The 15657-nt window shown below is 37.2% G+C and carries 12 protein-coding genes and 1 tRNA gene; 5 read left to right on the forward strand and 8 right to left on the reverse strand.

Annotated elements, in window-relative coordinates:
• Positions 1 to 50: 50 nt before the first annotated feature.
• From F5613_RS03705 to F5613_RS03730, 6 genes are all read right to left on the reverse strand, one after another.
• Positions 51 to 572, reverse strand: a complete 522-nt coding sequence (locus tag F5613_RS03705) for a hypothetical protein (protein ID WP_179398724.1) — start codon at positions 570 to 572, stop codon at positions 51 to 53.
• 336 nt (positions 573 to 908) lie between these two features.
• Positions 909 to 2084 carry a TolC family protein gene (locus F5613_RS03710; RefSeq protein WP_179398725.1) on the reverse strand — a complete coding sequence of 392 codons (1176 nt, stop codon included), beginning with the start codon at positions 2082 to 2084 and terminating at the stop codon, positions 909 to 911.
• Between the two features lie 12 nt (positions 2085 to 2096).
• Positions 2097 to 5216: an efflux RND transporter permease subunit gene (locus F5613_RS03715; protein ID WP_179398726.1), complete on the reverse strand. Its 3120-nt coding sequence runs from the start codon at positions 5214 to 5216 to the stop codon at positions 2097 to 2099.
• 17 nt (positions 5217 to 5233) lie between these two features.
• A complete protein-coding gene (locus F5613_RS03720; RefSeq protein ID WP_179398727.1) occupies positions 5234 to 6439 on the reverse strand; it encodes an efflux RND transporter periplasmic adaptor subunit in 1206 nt (401 codons plus the stop codon).
• A 156-nt stretch (positions 6440 to 6595) separates the two neighbouring features.
• Positions 6596 to 7033, reverse strand: coding sequence for a hypothetical protein (locus F5613_RS03725; RefSeq protein ID WP_179398728.1), 438 nt, complete (start codon positions 7031 to 7033; stop codon positions 6596 to 6598).
• A 48-nt stretch (positions 7034 to 7081) separates the two neighbouring features.
• The gene (locus tag F5613_RS03730; RefSeq protein WP_179398729.1) at positions 7082 to 7504 is read right to left on the reverse strand and encodes a Fur family transcriptional regulator; all 423 of its coding nucleotides are present in this window, start codon (positions 7502 to 7504) and stop codon (positions 7082 to 7084) included.
• Between the two features lie 169 nt (positions 7505 to 7673).
• On the opposite strand from F5613_RS03730, the gene F5613_RS03735 reads away from it, so the two are divergent.
• Positions 7674 to 8129, forward strand: coding sequence for a hypothetical protein (locus tag F5613_RS03735; RefSeq protein WP_179398730.1), 456 nt, complete (start codon positions 7674 to 7676; stop codon positions 8127 to 8129).
• A gap of 102 nt (positions 8130 to 8231) precedes the next feature.
• Here the strand turns inward: F5613_RS03735 and F5613_RS03740 are convergent, their stop codons facing one another.
• A complete protein-coding gene (locus F5613_RS03740) occupies positions 8232 to 9110 on the reverse strand; it encodes a creatininase family protein (protein ID WP_179398731.1) in 879 nt (292 codons plus the stop codon).
• A 451-nt stretch (positions 9111 to 9561) separates the two neighbouring features.
• Between F5613_RS03740 and F5613_RS03745 the strand changes: the two genes are divergently transcribed.
• Positions 9562 to 11613, forward strand: coding sequence for an ATP-binding protein (locus F5613_RS03745; RefSeq protein ID WP_179398732.1), 2052 nt, complete (start codon positions 9562 to 9564; stop codon positions 11611 to 11613).
• A gap of 88 nt (positions 11614 to 11701) precedes the next feature.
• Positions 11702 to 13276 (forward strand): RNA-directed DNA polymerase, encoded by a 1575-nt coding sequence (locus tag F5613_RS03750; protein WP_179398733.1) that lies wholly within the window; start codon positions 11702 to 11704, stop codon positions 13274 to 13276.
• A gap of 334 nt (positions 13277 to 13610) precedes the next feature.
• Here F5613_RS03750 and F5613_RS03755 read toward each other — a convergent pair.
• A tRNA-Cys gene (locus F5613_RS03755) sits at positions 13611 to 13684 on the reverse strand.
• A 176-nt stretch (positions 13685 to 13860) separates the two neighbouring features.
• Here F5613_RS03755 and rfbC point away from each other — a divergent pair.
• Together rfbC and rfbB are read left to right on the forward strand one after the other, a co-directional pair.
• On the forward strand, positions 13861 to 14418 hold the full coding sequence (rfbC, locus tag F5613_RS03760; RefSeq protein ID WP_179398734.1) for a dTDP-4-dehydrorhamnose 3,5-epimerase: 558 nt from the start codon (positions 13861 to 13863) through the stop codon (positions 14416 to 14418).
• A 19-nt stretch (positions 14419 to 14437) separates the two neighbouring features.
• On the forward strand, positions 14438 to 15577 hold the full coding sequence (gene rfbB / locus F5613_RS03765) for a dTDP-glucose 4,6-dehydratase (protein WP_068186827.1): 1140 nt from the start codon (positions 14438 to 14440) through the stop codon (positions 15575 to 15577).
• Positions 15578 to 15657 lie beyond the last annotated feature (80 nt).

Below are 15657 nucleotides of genomic sequence, written 5' to 3' on the forward strand. Positions count from 1 at the left end.
CAATGGTTTTAACAAGCAAGCTATGTATTAAATCGCTTGTATAAAGCGTGTTACATTCTTTTTAACCGCCTTCTTTTAACCTCTCTTTTTTCAGATAACAAGCGGTTGATTTCTTGCCAGTCACTAGTCCGATAGCCCCCTGCAATTTCCTCTTTTTTAAGACGAAGCACTCCCTGCCGAAGCTGACGGTGGATGCTGATATATTCGCCGGAGAGGCTGTAGAGCAGGGTCAAAGAATGTTTATTTTTTCTTACAAACACATGACATTCTCCCTCTTTTGGATAAAATCCCCAACAACGCTTCACTTTCCCGCATAGACTGTCGATACTGTAGGTGGATCGTTCGGGCAACATGTAAAGATAATAGGACCACTCTGGATTCAGTAATGAAAGCACACCACGGTTACGGATTAATAAATCAGCCGGTGAGCGGATACCTAAATCTTCTTTCTCAAATTTATAACGCCGACAACCATCAAAAATAAATAATACTGAATCAAATGAATTACGTTCTGAAAGTAATGATAGTAACTTCTCATTACGGTCTGGAAAATACAATACACTATATGACATCTTTTTGAGGACAAAGAAACTTTATTATACTATATAATAAGACACGTACTACACCGAATAGATACTTAGGCTTAAAAGAAAAAATCGTTCGACAATTGTCGAAATGCATTTTGACAGCTGTCGTAATACATTTCGACATATATCAAAATCGATTTCGACATATGTCAAACGATTCAAACATTTAAGTAAAAAACATTCTATATAGCTATAAAACAATTAGTTTACTTAAGGTAAAAAGCTTGTTTTACGGCATATAAATTTACACATAACGAACATACGATAAATAGATCCCTAAACCTCAGGAGATAGAAGGTGCAATTTCAATAATTTACACCTTTAGAGTTCCACTGCAGATAGTTCAGCAATCGCTTTCTGATAATCACGTTCGGCTTCCAATGCCTGATTTACAGTTGTATAGTACAAACCAATTTCAACTATATAGTCCAACAGTGAAATTTCACCCGTGTCAAGTGCTTTTTTCAGTAAATCTGTATTGTTTACGTTTGCCAGCGACTGACGATACTTTTCGGCAATTACTTTCAATCCATTTGCCCTATTGTAAAGAGATTGAAGTTGACTGTAGAACTGTTGTTTACGGTCAGCTTCTCGCGATTCGGCTGCCGAAACAGCAACTTTTGCTTGTTTCACACGGTTTTTATTTTCCCACAAGGGAATGGAAATACCAACAGTAAATCCCTGATATTGCTGACCAACAACTTTCTCACTCATATAACCTGTCGAAAAAGTAGGCCAGTTTGAAGCCTTACTAAGGCTAACCTGACTTTTTCCAACTTCAATTTCCTGCTTGATATAAGCCAGCACCGGATTTTTTTGCTCAGCCTCTGCATACCAATCATTAAAATTCAGCGGTAATTGTGCTTGTACAAATTGGTCTTCGTCCAACGCTATATCCACACCGCCGTTAAGCCTTCTCAATTGCGACAATAAAGCATTGCGTTCTACCTCAACACGAGAAAGCTCGCCTAGAACAGAGGCTAGATTCAATTGAATCTTATTATATTCCAAACGATTCGCATCTCCTCTATCCAGTCGGTCTTTATAGCCTTTAGCAATGGTTTCAGCGTGTTGCATGCGCACATCCAATTCTCGTTTCAGGGCGTTAAAGTAGACTAAATCAATACAATATTGCTTCGCTTCCAACAGGATATTCATGCGATCGGCTTTATATTGAAATTCTATCAAAGTATTCTGTCCGTTGGCTACACGACTTTTCATTCCCGAAATAGTCGGGATATCGAAAGTCTGCTTTATATTGATATCAGTTCGGGAACCAATATTACCCGGCTTTCCCCACAAATAGTTGAATTCAACTTCAGGATTGTCAAGGTATATACTCGTTTTATTTCCTAATTTCTGCGCATCAGCAGTCAGGCGTAACGATTTCAGCGTTGTGTTGTTTGCCTCAATCGAATCTAATACTGAATTTATATTATTCTGGGCAATCAACGGAATGCTCACCAATATTGTCGATATTATTATTAATATTTTCATATTCTTTAAGTTTTACTCTGTTACTTCATCGTCTGTTATTACCTCTTCCACAATTTTCTTATTGGTTAAGAGATACATAATAGGAATAATAAATCCATTAAGGAAGGTTGATGTAAGTAATCCTCCAAGAATTACTTTCGCCATAGGACTTTGAATTTCGTTACCCGGTAAATCACCACCTAAAGCTAATGGTATAAGAGCTAATCCCGAACTTAGCGCAGTCATCAAAATCGGATTCAAACGGTCAAGCGAACCATGCATTATACTTTCAAATGCCGACATTCCATCATTTTGAAGATCGTTATAGTGCGAAATAAGCAACATGCCGTTACGCGTGGCGATACCAAACAGTGATATAAACCCAATAATTGCAGGAATACTGATAACGCCGTCTGTTAAGAAGATAGTAAATACGCCTCCGATAAGTGCCAACGGAAGGTTCAACAGGATGACTGCCGATTGGGTAACGCTTCGGAACTGAGCAAACAACAGCATGAATATAACCATGATAGAAAAAATGGAAGTAATAAGTAAAATACGAGACGCCGCCTGTTCACTCTCGAACTGTCCGCCATATTCAATATGATAACCTTCGGGCAATTTTATTTCCGAATTTATTTTCTTCTGCATATCGTTTACCACACCCCGTAAATCTCGCCCGGCTACATTGGCAGAAATAACGATTTTTCTCGCCACATTTTCACGGTTAATTGTATTGGGACCAGTAGATGAAGAGATTTCGGCAATATAGCTAAACGGAATTTTCCGTCCACCGGCATCAACAATCAGGTTGCGGATACGTTCAGTAGTTGTGCGATAATCATCGTCTACTTTCAGCGTTAAATCAAAGGATTTGTTGCCTTCATAAACCTGCGAAACTACTTCCCCGGCCAACATTACATTAACAATCTCAGCAAATTCGGGAGGTGTAATACCATATTTAGCCAACATTTCACGTTTGGGTTCTATTTTTAATTGCGGACGATCCACTTGCTGTTCCACATTAAGGTCGGCAACACCTTCCACATCCTGAACAGACGCTTTGATTTGATTGCCTATTGTGAACATTTTATTCAAGTCTGTTCCAAAAAGTTTAATGGCAATATTGGCCCGTGTACCGGACAACATCGCATCAATACGGTGGGAAATAGGTTGCCCAATTTCAATATTCACACCCGACAAGACTTTAAGTTTTTCACGAATTTCGGCTAATACTTCATCTTTCGAACGTTTTTTAAGAACAAAAGGGGCTTCTATTTCCGATACATTCACGCCCAAAGCATGTTCGTCCAACTCGGCACGCCCCGTCTTTCTCCCTACAGTTTGTATTTCGGGAATAGACAACAATATGTTTTCGGCGATACGCCCCATCTTATCTGATTCCTCCAACGAAATACCGGGAAGTGTACTAATATTGATTGTAAACGAACCTTCATTAAACGGCGGGAGAAAACTGCGTCCCAATGTAAAGAATATAATAACCGTTGCCACCAGCACCACTCCCGTTCCGCCAAGCACCAATTTACGATGGTTAAGCGTCGATTTCAATGCTTTTCCATATACGTTTTTCAGTTTACGCACTACATAAGGATCACTTTCGGGTTTATCGTTATTTTTCTTTGGCTTATCCAACAGATAACTACATAGAACGGGAGTCAGCGTCAACGCCACCACTGTCGATGCAATCAATGCCACGATAAACGCAATACCAAGTGGAGCCAGCATACGGCCTTCCATTCCTGAAAGGAAAAATAGTGGAACAAAGCTGGCAATAATAATAAGAGTCGAATTTAATATTGGCATCCTAACCTCCTTTGAAGCCTCAAAGACCACTGTCATCACAGTTTTTTGCTCGTCCTTAGGTTTCTGCCTGTTTTCACGCAATCGTTTAAAAACATTTTCTACATCTACAATGGCATCGTCAACCAACGAACCAATAGCAATGGCCATACCACCCAAACTCATGGTATTGATGGTTAGTCCCATTAATTTAAGGGCCAAAATCGAAGCAACCAACGAAAGAGGAATCGTTATTAATGAAATAATGGTTGTACGAACGTTCATAAGGAAAACAAATAGAACGATAACAACAAATATTCCTCCTTCGTAGAGCGATTTCTGAACATTACCTATAGAATTATCGATAAAACGAGCCTGACGGAAGATATCCGTGGATAGTTTCACATCCGAGGGAAATGTTGTTTTAAGTTCGGCCAGCGATTGATCCAGCTTGTTTGTCAGTTCTATTGTGCTGGTAGCCGGTTGTTTGGTAACAGTTATCAATACAGCAGCTTTTCCTTTTTCTGAAGCGATACCTAACTTGGGAGCTTTATTGCCTATTTTTACCTGAGCGATGTTTTCAAGCAACACCGGTACATCGTCCATACTTTTGACAACAGTTGCACCCAAAGAAGCAATATTGTTCGTGGAGAGTAAACCACGGATTATATATTCGTTTCCGTATTCATACAGTACTCCCCCCGAAGCATTTTGATTCATTTCCGTTACTACTTTTATTACTTCATCAAGGCTGATACCGTAATGCTTCATCTTTTCAGGATTGAGCAAAATTTGGTATTCCTTGATATCGCCGCCTAATACGGTTACCTGCGCCACTCCCCCGGTAGAAAGCAGTCGCGGACGTATAGTCCAGTCTGCCAACGTACGCAAATCCTGCAAAGATGTAGTGTCGGCCGTCAACCCTATAATCATTAATTCTCCTAAAATGGACGATTGCGGACCTAAGGTAGGATTACCCACATTAGAAGGTAAAGCATCTTTAACTACGGCCAATTTTTCGGAAACTATTTGGCGGGCGCGGTAAATATCCGTTCCCCAGTTAAATTCGACCCACACAATTGAAAACCCGGTGGTAGACGACGAACGTACACGACGCACATCAGTTGCTCCGTTTACAGCAGTTTCTACCGGAAAGCTAACCAAACGCTCTACCTCTTCAGGCGCCATACCTTTGGCTTCAGTCATTATAACTACGGTTGGGGCATTAAGATCAGGAAATACATCAACTTCCATATTGGTGGCAGTATAGGTTCCCACTATCATCAACAGCAGGGATGCTACCAGCACAACCATCCGGTTATTAAGCGAAAATTTTATTATCTTGTTTAGCATAAAATTCATTTTAGGAGTTAATGACTGTGACTATGTCCTTCTGGCATGATAGACGAAACGGCCGCTAATTTGACTTGATAAACACCTTTGGTTACCACCTTGTCGCCCGCTTTTAGGCCGGAAAGCACTTGTACTCTGTCTCCGTTGCTTTGCCCAAGAGTTACCTCTTGTTTTTTATACCCCTCTTCATCCAATTGCAGATAAACGAAATTCAATCCCTGCTCTTCAGTTAAAGCCGATACCGGGACAGAAATTACATTCTCCAGAGGGTTGGAAAGCAAATATACCGAAACGAATGAACCCGAAATGATATCGCCTATATTATCAAATTCAAACGTTACCGGGATATAGAATGATTGTCCGCCTGATGCTTTACCAAACGACAGTAAACGTCCGTTCAGGTCAGAAAGCTTATACACCTCATTGTCGTATGATGTCTGAAAATTAGCACCACCTATATTTTTCAGTGATTTGTAATAATTCTCTGATACCTCCGCACGCAATTGAAGGCGTTTGTTTTGCGAAACAGTAGCGATGGGTTGACCTACCGAAACATAGTCACCCTGGCTTACCAAACGATTCTTGATGAAACCGCTTATAGGTGATGTAATCCGTACACCACTTGAGGTGATATTAGCTGCCTGTGCTTCATAAGCTGTTTTGGCAGTTTCATAACGTAAACGGATTTGTTCGTATTCTTTAGCGGAAATGATATTATCTTTTATCAATTTTTCGGCACGTGAAAACTCTTTTTGAGCGGTTTCGTAAACAATTTTTACTTTGGTTGAAGGATCACCTTCTAACAGATTTTTTGCTGAAACTGTTACAATAGCCTCACCAGATCTAACAGCTGCCCCTTCTGTAATGGATCGATTGGAAAAAGATACAATACCGTTGGAAGTTGATACTATCGTGGCCTCATCACCTTGCGAAGCTTGTATTTGTCCGCTTGTTTTGATTACCTGCTGAAATGCACCCGGAGATACTGTCTCTACAATTAAGCCAACAGCCTCGGCTTGCGTTTTGGTAAAGGAAATTTCGTCGGTATGATTACTCTCACCTTTGGCATGATCGTGTCCGTCATCGTCAGAGTGATTATGGCTTTCTCCCTCAGCTTGCGTGTGGATACCTTTAGAATCTTCATTATGCTCTTCTTTTCCCTGATTACAGGCCGTGAAGAATATCACGGCTATAATGGTTACAAATGATATATACGTTTTCATTTTAATATTGAATTGTTGAATAAGGGCAACTCAGTTTACAGCCTGTTCTATAGGCCGTAAACGGGATATTATCCTTGATTAGTAAAAAATACGGAATAGATAGCGAACTCCTGAATTAAATTCAGAAGTAACTATTGTCCAGGAATGGTCAATAATTCAAGAAATAAGAGCCGGAGGTGCCCTTAGATTGAGGAAGCTGCTTGTTTCAGCAGATTTGTAACATAAAAGATATTCTCCCCATTCGGATTCGAGAATCCCGGAGTTGTCGGTATTATAAATCAAAAAATCCGCAACAAGGATTAAGATAGGATAAAAGTGTGTATGGTGATGATTATCGCACGAAACCGTACAATTTACTTCTTTATCGGATGTAGAAGCAATGTATTCGAGTTCCGCCACACAAGATTGCCCTTGTTGCCCTTTATCTGGCGCGTCATTGTGGCTGGTATTCTTATCGTTTACAGCATTATCCAGTTCACAATGTTCCATTATCACACAGGCAATACCATGATGATGATGATGCGGTACAAAAGTAAGCAACAACAACAGCATCGTTGATAGAGAAATGAATGATATGGATAAATTCTTTTTCAAACTATTTTCAACCTTTAATTATGCAAAGATACAATTTAGATTCTGCAACTAAGTTGCAATTTTACTACATTTTCCGCAAAAACCTTTAATAACCAGATTCACACCCTCAATTTCAACATCCGTTGGCAAATCGAATTGTGGGATATGGATGTTATTAAGACAAAATGCTTTTTTACAATAATTACAATAAAAGTGTGCATGCAATTCCTCTAAGCTGCAATTACATTCAGTATTGCATACAGCATATTTTACAGACCCCGAACCATCATCAAAACTATGTATTAATTGTTGATGACGAAATAGATGAATGGTACGCGAAATAGTAGATTTATCAACGCTTATTAATTCATTTTCCAAATCAGCCAAGGTAAATGCCCAATCAAAGTTTAACATGGCTTTTAAAACCAGCATACGATTGGAGGTAGGTTTAATATTCCTGTTTTCAAGAATTTTCAATATTTTATCATTCATTTATTTCTTGATGTGTTTCAATGATTAAACTTTGAAGCTTTTGCTTAACTTTGTTTCAAATTCAGAAAGAACATCCTTACAAATATCTATATATTCGTTAATATGGAGGTTCGGCATATAGAAATAGTCGCGCTCAAAATTACAATTTTACGAACACAATAATTACATTATGAAAAAAATATTATTACTTTTTCTTGCCATATTTTTGATTTTCAACAATATATCTTCGGAAATGTCTGATAGTAGGATTATACTAGGGAATCAACAATCAGATAAAATAAAAGAAGTAGAAAAACATATTATGAACTTCTATGTTGCCTATTGTACTTGGATGGATAGAGGTATAGATAAAACTACAGGAGATAAACTTGTTACACAATATTTGACGAATAAATTGATTGACAAAAAGAAAAGAGTTGCTCAAACAAATGGTTATGATTTGGTTATTTATGCTCAAGATTTTGATCAAACAGGAGTAAAATCATTGGCTGTAAAACACATTGAAGGTGACTGGTATGCTGTATCTTACTATAATTCATATTATCAACATTGTGTAATTATCCCTTTAAAAACAACAATACTTAACGACATCATTAAAATTGATGATATTGTAGAATTAGAATAACTTATGTACCAGGCAGAATTGTTTTTCTGCCTGGTATTGGGGCAATCCAGCTAACTGCTTGGCTTTTCTATACTAATTTAGGAAATTATACTTTCCTAATCTTTACGGCTTTACCTTTGTGTTTTGAGGTGAAGCAGATTCTTGATAGAAATCGTTCTGCAGCTTGTGGGTAATTTTGTCGGCTTTAACGGCTTTAATCACTTCCGAAAGCTGTTTACAACGCTGATCAAAGATCACCTTTCCTAATTCTGCATCCGCATCTTTAGCATCTCCCGCATAATGATTGGGGTATTTCGCATACCACCAGATAGCTGTATAGGCATTAGGTAATTGTAACCGATTCTGGTCGACGCCCGACTGACTGGTAGCCTGCTCTTTTTTTACCAGATCTGGTTTAATTAGCATCATTACACTCGATTCTTCTTCATCTGCATGTCCTCCGGTAGTACTTTTACGCATAGAAGTTATTTTAGTTCTGGTTGCGGCATCAACCGAAGGGGTGAAAAGGTAGACTGCATAGTCCTTTGCTTCTGCTAGCTGAGACTGACAGAAATATTGAAGAAAGTTTGTGTTACCGCCGTGACCATTTACAAGGAGTATCTTCTTAATACCATTTCTGGCTATCTCTTTACAGGTTTCATCAAGCATCTTGTAAAGCAGTTCCGGACTATATGCAATGGTTCCGGGTTGTTGCTTGGCTTCAAATATTTGTCCGGCAAAATAAAAAGGATAAACGATGCAGTATTCCGTAGATGCCGACTTTAAGCTTATAGCTCTTGCGGTAAACACATCGGTTCCCAAAGGTAGATGCGGACCATGTTTCTCTATTACCCCCATCGGAATTATACAAACACCTTCGGATTTCTGAGTCGCCTTAACAAAATCAGGAGAGGTAAGTTCTTCCCAGGCAGCCGGCAAATCCTGTCCACTTGCAGACAGCGCAAGAAACAAGCCGGATAAAATAACAAACAGTCGTTTCATAATAAGTTGGATTTGATTTAATTAGGTTTAAAAAAGTAAAGTTACTTATTAAATACATAAATAGCATTTATTTTTAAATAATTATTCACCCTCTTGGAGATACCTTAATGTAATATGGATTAACGAACAATTAAGACTGTCATAGAATACTATTACAACATTTTTTCCAATTTCTAAGGCTTTGTTTCACTCAGCCTTAGAAGAGAGGTTTATGAAGTATATTTTGAGGAAATTTTTTACCCGAATTGTTTTCGTGCTGAAATTCAGTTTTTCTCATTCGTGGGTTTATTCGGCTTCGCTTTTAATAGAAAAATGCTATAAATAGAAAATAAGAGTAGGCTACAAAGCAATAGATGAATAAAATTGAATACCCGAAAGTAATAATATTTTAATTCATTTATAAAATATCATTACCAGAAATAAATATACTATATTTGAAAAAAAATGTGTTATGGGAACTAATATAAATACAGATATTGAAGGGATTATCAGGGAACTCAATCTGTCTGAGACAGATGTATTATTCCCATTTTTTGAAGCTGTTGTAAACTCAATACAATCTATTCATGAAATACAAAAAATGGATAATTCTGTACAAGGAGAAGTTTCTATTTTCATAGAAAGAGATAGGCAAGAATTAAATCTTTTCGAGAAAGAAGGAAATTATCCCATTAAGAGTATTAAAATTGTAGATAATGGAATTGGCTTTAATAGTTCAAATTATCATGATGGCTTTTTAAAGGCTCATTCTACCAAAAAGCAAAATCTTGGAGGGAAAGGATTGGGACGTTTTACAATGCTTTCAGTCTTCAATTCTATCAAGATTAAGAGCATTTACAAAGAATTGTCAAGCGATGAATGTTTATGGCTTAGATCATTTGAATTATCTCGTAAAAATGGATTAATTCCTAACGACCCAGTTTTAGCAAAAACTCAAAAAAATACTACCGAAATAACCCTTTCTGATATAAATGATAAATTTAAGCAAGCTACCGCAAAATATTCTCAAGAAAATATTGCAGATAACATTTTAGAGCATTGTTTATTATACTATTTAGGAGATAAAGCTCCTTTAATAAGAGTTGTTGAAGACGATGAAGCTATCAATCTCACCCAACAATTCAGTCCTTCTGATTTTGTGAAGCATAAAATTGAAGATAAGATCCTGAAATATGATTTTATTTGCTACTTTGTTAAAAATGACAAGCTAAAAGCTCATGAATATTTGTTATGTGCTCATAATAGGAAGGTAAGAGGTAAACGTATAGATAAAATATTTCCAATTTTCACCTCTAAAATTGTTAATGAAGGAGAGGATTGTTGGTTGCAGATATATGTCGTCTCGGATTATTTAGATGGGAAAGTTAATATGTCAAGAAATGAAATTGTTTTTCCTAAAATACAAGATGACTTTGAGAATGAAGACTGCTCTTTGAAATTTGACGATGAGCATAGAACAGTAATTGTCGAAAAGGATATTGATACTTTTGTAATTAAAGGATTGGAAAATAAATATCAAGAAATTATAGAGAAAAGAAGGAATTATTTACGTTGTATGGTAAATAACTATATGAACAGTGATGATGGATTGGAATATAGGACTTTGAATATTGACAATGACTTTCTTGCTACTATTCCAGATACGGCTGATGACAAGAAATTGGATGATGTTTTGCATGAACATCAGTATAAAAAAAGAAAAGAAATACTAAAGAAAAGAGAACGATTGTTGAAAAAAGATTTTAGTCGAAGGAAAGATTATCAATCATTATTAAGCGATGTTGTTTCTTTAATTACAAAAGAAGGCAATCTTAAATTGGGGCAATATGTTGCCCATAGAAAAACTATTATTGAATTATTAGACAAGTACTTAGATTGGTGTGAAGAGAATAATAATTATGCTGAAGAAGCAACATTGCATAATTTGATTTTTGCAATGGGAGGCTCACATGAAAATACACCTTATGATTCACATAATTTATGGCTGCTTGATGATAGATTAGCTTTTCATAGATATATTTATTCCGACAAAGCTGTAAGCAAACATAAGCCAAAGAAGGGAAAGACTAATAGCCGATTAGAAACTGATTTGGTTATATATGATGTTCCTTATACATATGGCGAAAAAACGGATTATGACGAAGTTGCATCTGCTGTTATTTTTGAATTTAAACGTCCTGACAGACCATTAACTTATGACGAGTTTAGCAAGCAAATGGGTACTCAGATAGAAGCTGTTAATGAAGGTAAAGTTATTGACAAGAATGGCAAGCATGTAACAACTTCCGAATCTACTCCTATATTCTTTTACTATGTTTGCGACATAAATGCCTATAACTCGCTGAAATCAAGGGCGAAAATAGAAGGATTTAGAGAAACTCCATATAAAAGCCTAATGAGACTTGTTGAAAATATATATGTTGAAATAATGACATATCAAACTCTATTAGTAAACTCTCGGAGAAGAAATAAAGCATTCTTTAAAAAATTGGGAATAGAATAATATTTCTAACTGTTTAAAACTATGGTTTACATCCTATATAGCGAAAAATATTGTAAATATAAAGAAATATACCTTGTAACTAAAGAATATGAAATTGAAAGAAGATTCTATCAAATGGGCAATAAATCATTTGTTGAGAGAAAGCGATACTGATTTATATCCTAAGCCCATAGAAATTGATATTATTGCAGAAATGAAAGAAGATGTTGTGTCTGCATGTCTCAATATTGATGTTTCAAATTATAAATGGAATAGTCATAGGAGATTCTTAATTCCTAAAGATGAGATTTCTTATCGATTAGCAACCCAATTGAATCCGATAGATAATATAGTTTTATTATCTATAATCCATGAATATGGACAAAGTATCGAAAATAGAAGAATTGATAATGCTATTAGCTACCGATTTTCACCAAATACGAATGGGGCTTTATATTCAACGAATAATTCTTGGTATGAATTTTGGAATAGATGTAAACGTTATTGCCTCATTGACGGATATAAAATAAATAATAACCATCCCTATGTTTTGTATTGTGATATTTCGGATTTTTACAATCAAATATATCATCATATAATTGAAAATCAATTGATAGAAAGCGGTTTTCCAAATCAAGCAAAGAAGCAAATTATGTCATTATTGGAGCTTGTTACTGCTAAAATGTCAAGAGGCATCCCGATTGGCCCCCATGCTACTCACTTAATAGCAGAAATGTCTTTAATTCCATTTGATAATACGCTTAAAGCTAAAGGATATAAATTCATCCGGTATGTTGATGATATTGTCGTTTTCTGTGATAGTGAATTAGAGGCTAAAAGTATTTTATATGATATTGCTGATACTTTAGACAAGCAGCAAAGACTTGTTTTGCAAAGAGAAAAAACTAAGATTTATGATATTGTTGATTTCTTTAATCATACCCAAGATATGCTTTTAGATAATCCTATCAATGATAAAGAAAAAATCATACTTGACGTAATTCGCGCTTATTCTGGAGGAAATGCCTATACTAGAATTAAGTTATCTGATATAACTGATGAACATTTATCTGTTTTATCAAAGGACAATGTCATATCTTTGCTTGAGGAATATTTGGATGTTAAAGAGCCAAATTTCAGTAGAATCCGTTGGTTTTATAGAAGATTAAGTCAGGTAGGGCTACCGCACGCTGTTGAGTTTTCAATTGATAATATTGATAGTTTAATCCCTGCGCTAAATGATGTTTGCTTATATATAAATTCTTGTGCAGAGAATTACATTTCCGACTGGAAAGAAGTAGGTGAGAATATATTAAATTTGTTGGATCATTCTTCGATTGCAAATATTGAATATTTCAAAATTACTTTATTGAATCTTTTTGTCCGAAACCCCAAACTAAACCATACTCAAAATTTGATAAAGCGATATAAAAAAGCAACGAAAGAGGAGCAACGAAAAATTTTGTTAGCAAGTGCGAATAATGTTGAACTGTCGGGTTGGATATCTACATTGAAGGAAAGCTATAATACTCTTGATAAATGGACTCAATATGCATTCTTAATATCAACGAAGATTCTGCCAAAAGAAGAGAGAGCCTTTTACCTAAAAGGCATTAAGGCGGGGCTAAATGAGACAAATGATATAATGGAAAGCATAATAATAAAATGGTCATTGGCTAAATAAAATCAAATAAACTCCGAGCCTGTTATCAATAAAACTTCGGAATTTTCATCTGTCTATAAGAGCTTATTTCGACTTCGATTTATTTCTACTAAAATCTGGCTTCCGTTCTTTGTCTGGTCTTCTATAAGCTTATCAGTATCGTTAAAATATATCATTGTCGTTCTAATATCTGAATGTTTCAAGAGTTTTTAAATGAGAAGGACATTGTTGTGTGGCGAGAATACTAAGCGTTTCGAAAGTATGACTTGAGGTATATTTTGCCGCCTTAATTTACACCCACAAAAAACAAAAAAGCTCCGAAAGCATTGATATTCAATAGCTTTGGAGCTTTTCTTGGAGGTTCCTGGCGGATTCGAACCGCCGTAAACGGTTTTGCAGACCGGTGCCTAGCCACTCGGCCAAGGAACCATTCATTGCAAATGGTGGATCATTACATTATTGCAAGTCTCTCCCGAATTGCGAGTGCAAAGTAAGGCAATCTTTTTGAATCTTGCAAGAGTTAGGTCAACTTTTGTTAAGAAAATATTTTATTGCACATGTTGGCAAAAATGATTTACTTTGTTTTTTCTTACAGAAAATACAGAATGAAATATATAGAGACAGAAATAGCAGGGTTGTGGATTATTGAGCCAAAAGTTCTTTCCGATTCGAGAGGTTACTTTATGGAATCGTTTAAACAGGAGGTTTTTAATCAGAATGTGGGGAAGGTAGACTTTATTCAGGAAAATGAATCAGGCTCTTCCCGTGGTGTGTTGCGTGGTTTGCATTATCAGCTGGCTCCTTACTCGCAGGCCAAACTGGTGCGGGTGATTGAGGGCACGGTACTTGATGTGGCGGTGGACTTACGGAAAGGGTCGCCCACTTTCGGAAAGTATATGGCTGTAGAGCTATCCGGACAAAACAAACGCCAGTTCTATATTCCGCAGGGGTTTGCCCACGGCTTTCATGTTCTTAGCGAAAGGGCTGTTTTTACCTATAAAGTGGATAATCCGTATATGCCGTCGCACGAACGTAGTCTGCGTTTTGATGATCCGCAGATTGGGATTGACTGGCAGATTACGGATCCGGAAAATGTTATCCTCTCTGAAAAAGATAAAACTGCACCGCTGCTGGCGGAAGCCGACATTAATTATATTTACTAATATACATCAACGATAAACAATGAAAACTTACCTCGTTACCGGTGCTGCCGGATTTATTGGAGCTAACTATGTTAAGTATATGCTTGCAACTTATACCGATTGCAAGATTGTGGTGCTGGATTTACTTACCTATGCAGGAAACCTGGGTACGATTGCCGGAGATATTGATGGGGATCGTTGCGAATTTGTGAAAGGGGATATCTGCGACAAAGAATTGGCCGATAGCTTGTTTGACAAATATAAGTTTGATTACGTAGTGAATTTCGCCGCAGAGAGTCACGTTGACCGTAGCATCGAAAATCCGCAGCTTTTCCTGAAGGTAAATATTCTGGGAACTCAGAATCTGCTGGATGCAGCACGCCGTGCCTGGGTTACGGGCAAGGACGAACAGGGTTATCCTACCTGGCGTGAAGGGGTGAGATTCCATCAGGTGTCTACCGACGAGGTATATGGCAGTTTGGGTGCAGAAGGGTATTTCCATGAAACTACGCCTCTGGATCCCCGCAGTCCGTATAGTGCTTCTAAAACGAGTGCCGACTTGTTTGTAAAGGCTTATTTCGAAACGTTCAAAATGCCGGTGAGCATCACCCGCTGTTCAAATAACTACGGTCCTTATCATTTCCCCGAAAAATTGATTCCGCTCATTATAAAGAACATTCTGGAAGGCAAGTCTCTTCCGGTATATGGAGATGGTACCAATGTTCGCGACTGGTTGTATGTGGAAGATCATTGCAAGGCGATTGATGCGGTTGTACGCAGAGGTCGTGTGGGCGAAGTATATAATGTAGGCGGACATAACGAGAAGCAGAACATAGAAATCGTAAAGCTTACCATTGATACGATTCGCCAACTGATGACTGAGGAGCCTCGCTACCGTAAGGTGCTTAAGAAACAGGAGTTGGATGCAAACGGCGAAATCTCGGTAAGCTGGATAAACTACGACCTGATTACTTTTGTAAAAGATCGTTTGGGTCACGACCAGCGTTATGCCATCGATCCTACTAAAATAAGCACCGAACTGGGTTGGTTGCCTGAAACTTCCTTCGAAGTTGGCATTGTAAAGACGATCCGCTGGTATCTTGAAAATCAGTCGTGGGTTGAAGAAATTACCGGCGGCGATTACCTGAAGTACTACGAACAGATGTACCACAATCGCTGATAACGATTCATCGGCTCTGGATATAGGTACACCCCCAATATCCTACCCTATAGTACCACCGTTAGAAAACATGTGCGCAT

This window comes from Macellibacteroides fermentans (genome assembly GCF_013409575.1).
In the GTDB taxonomy this organism is placed as follows: domain Bacteria; phylum Bacteroidota; class Bacteroidia; order Bacteroidales; family Tannerellaceae; genus Macellibacteroides; species Macellibacteroides fermentans.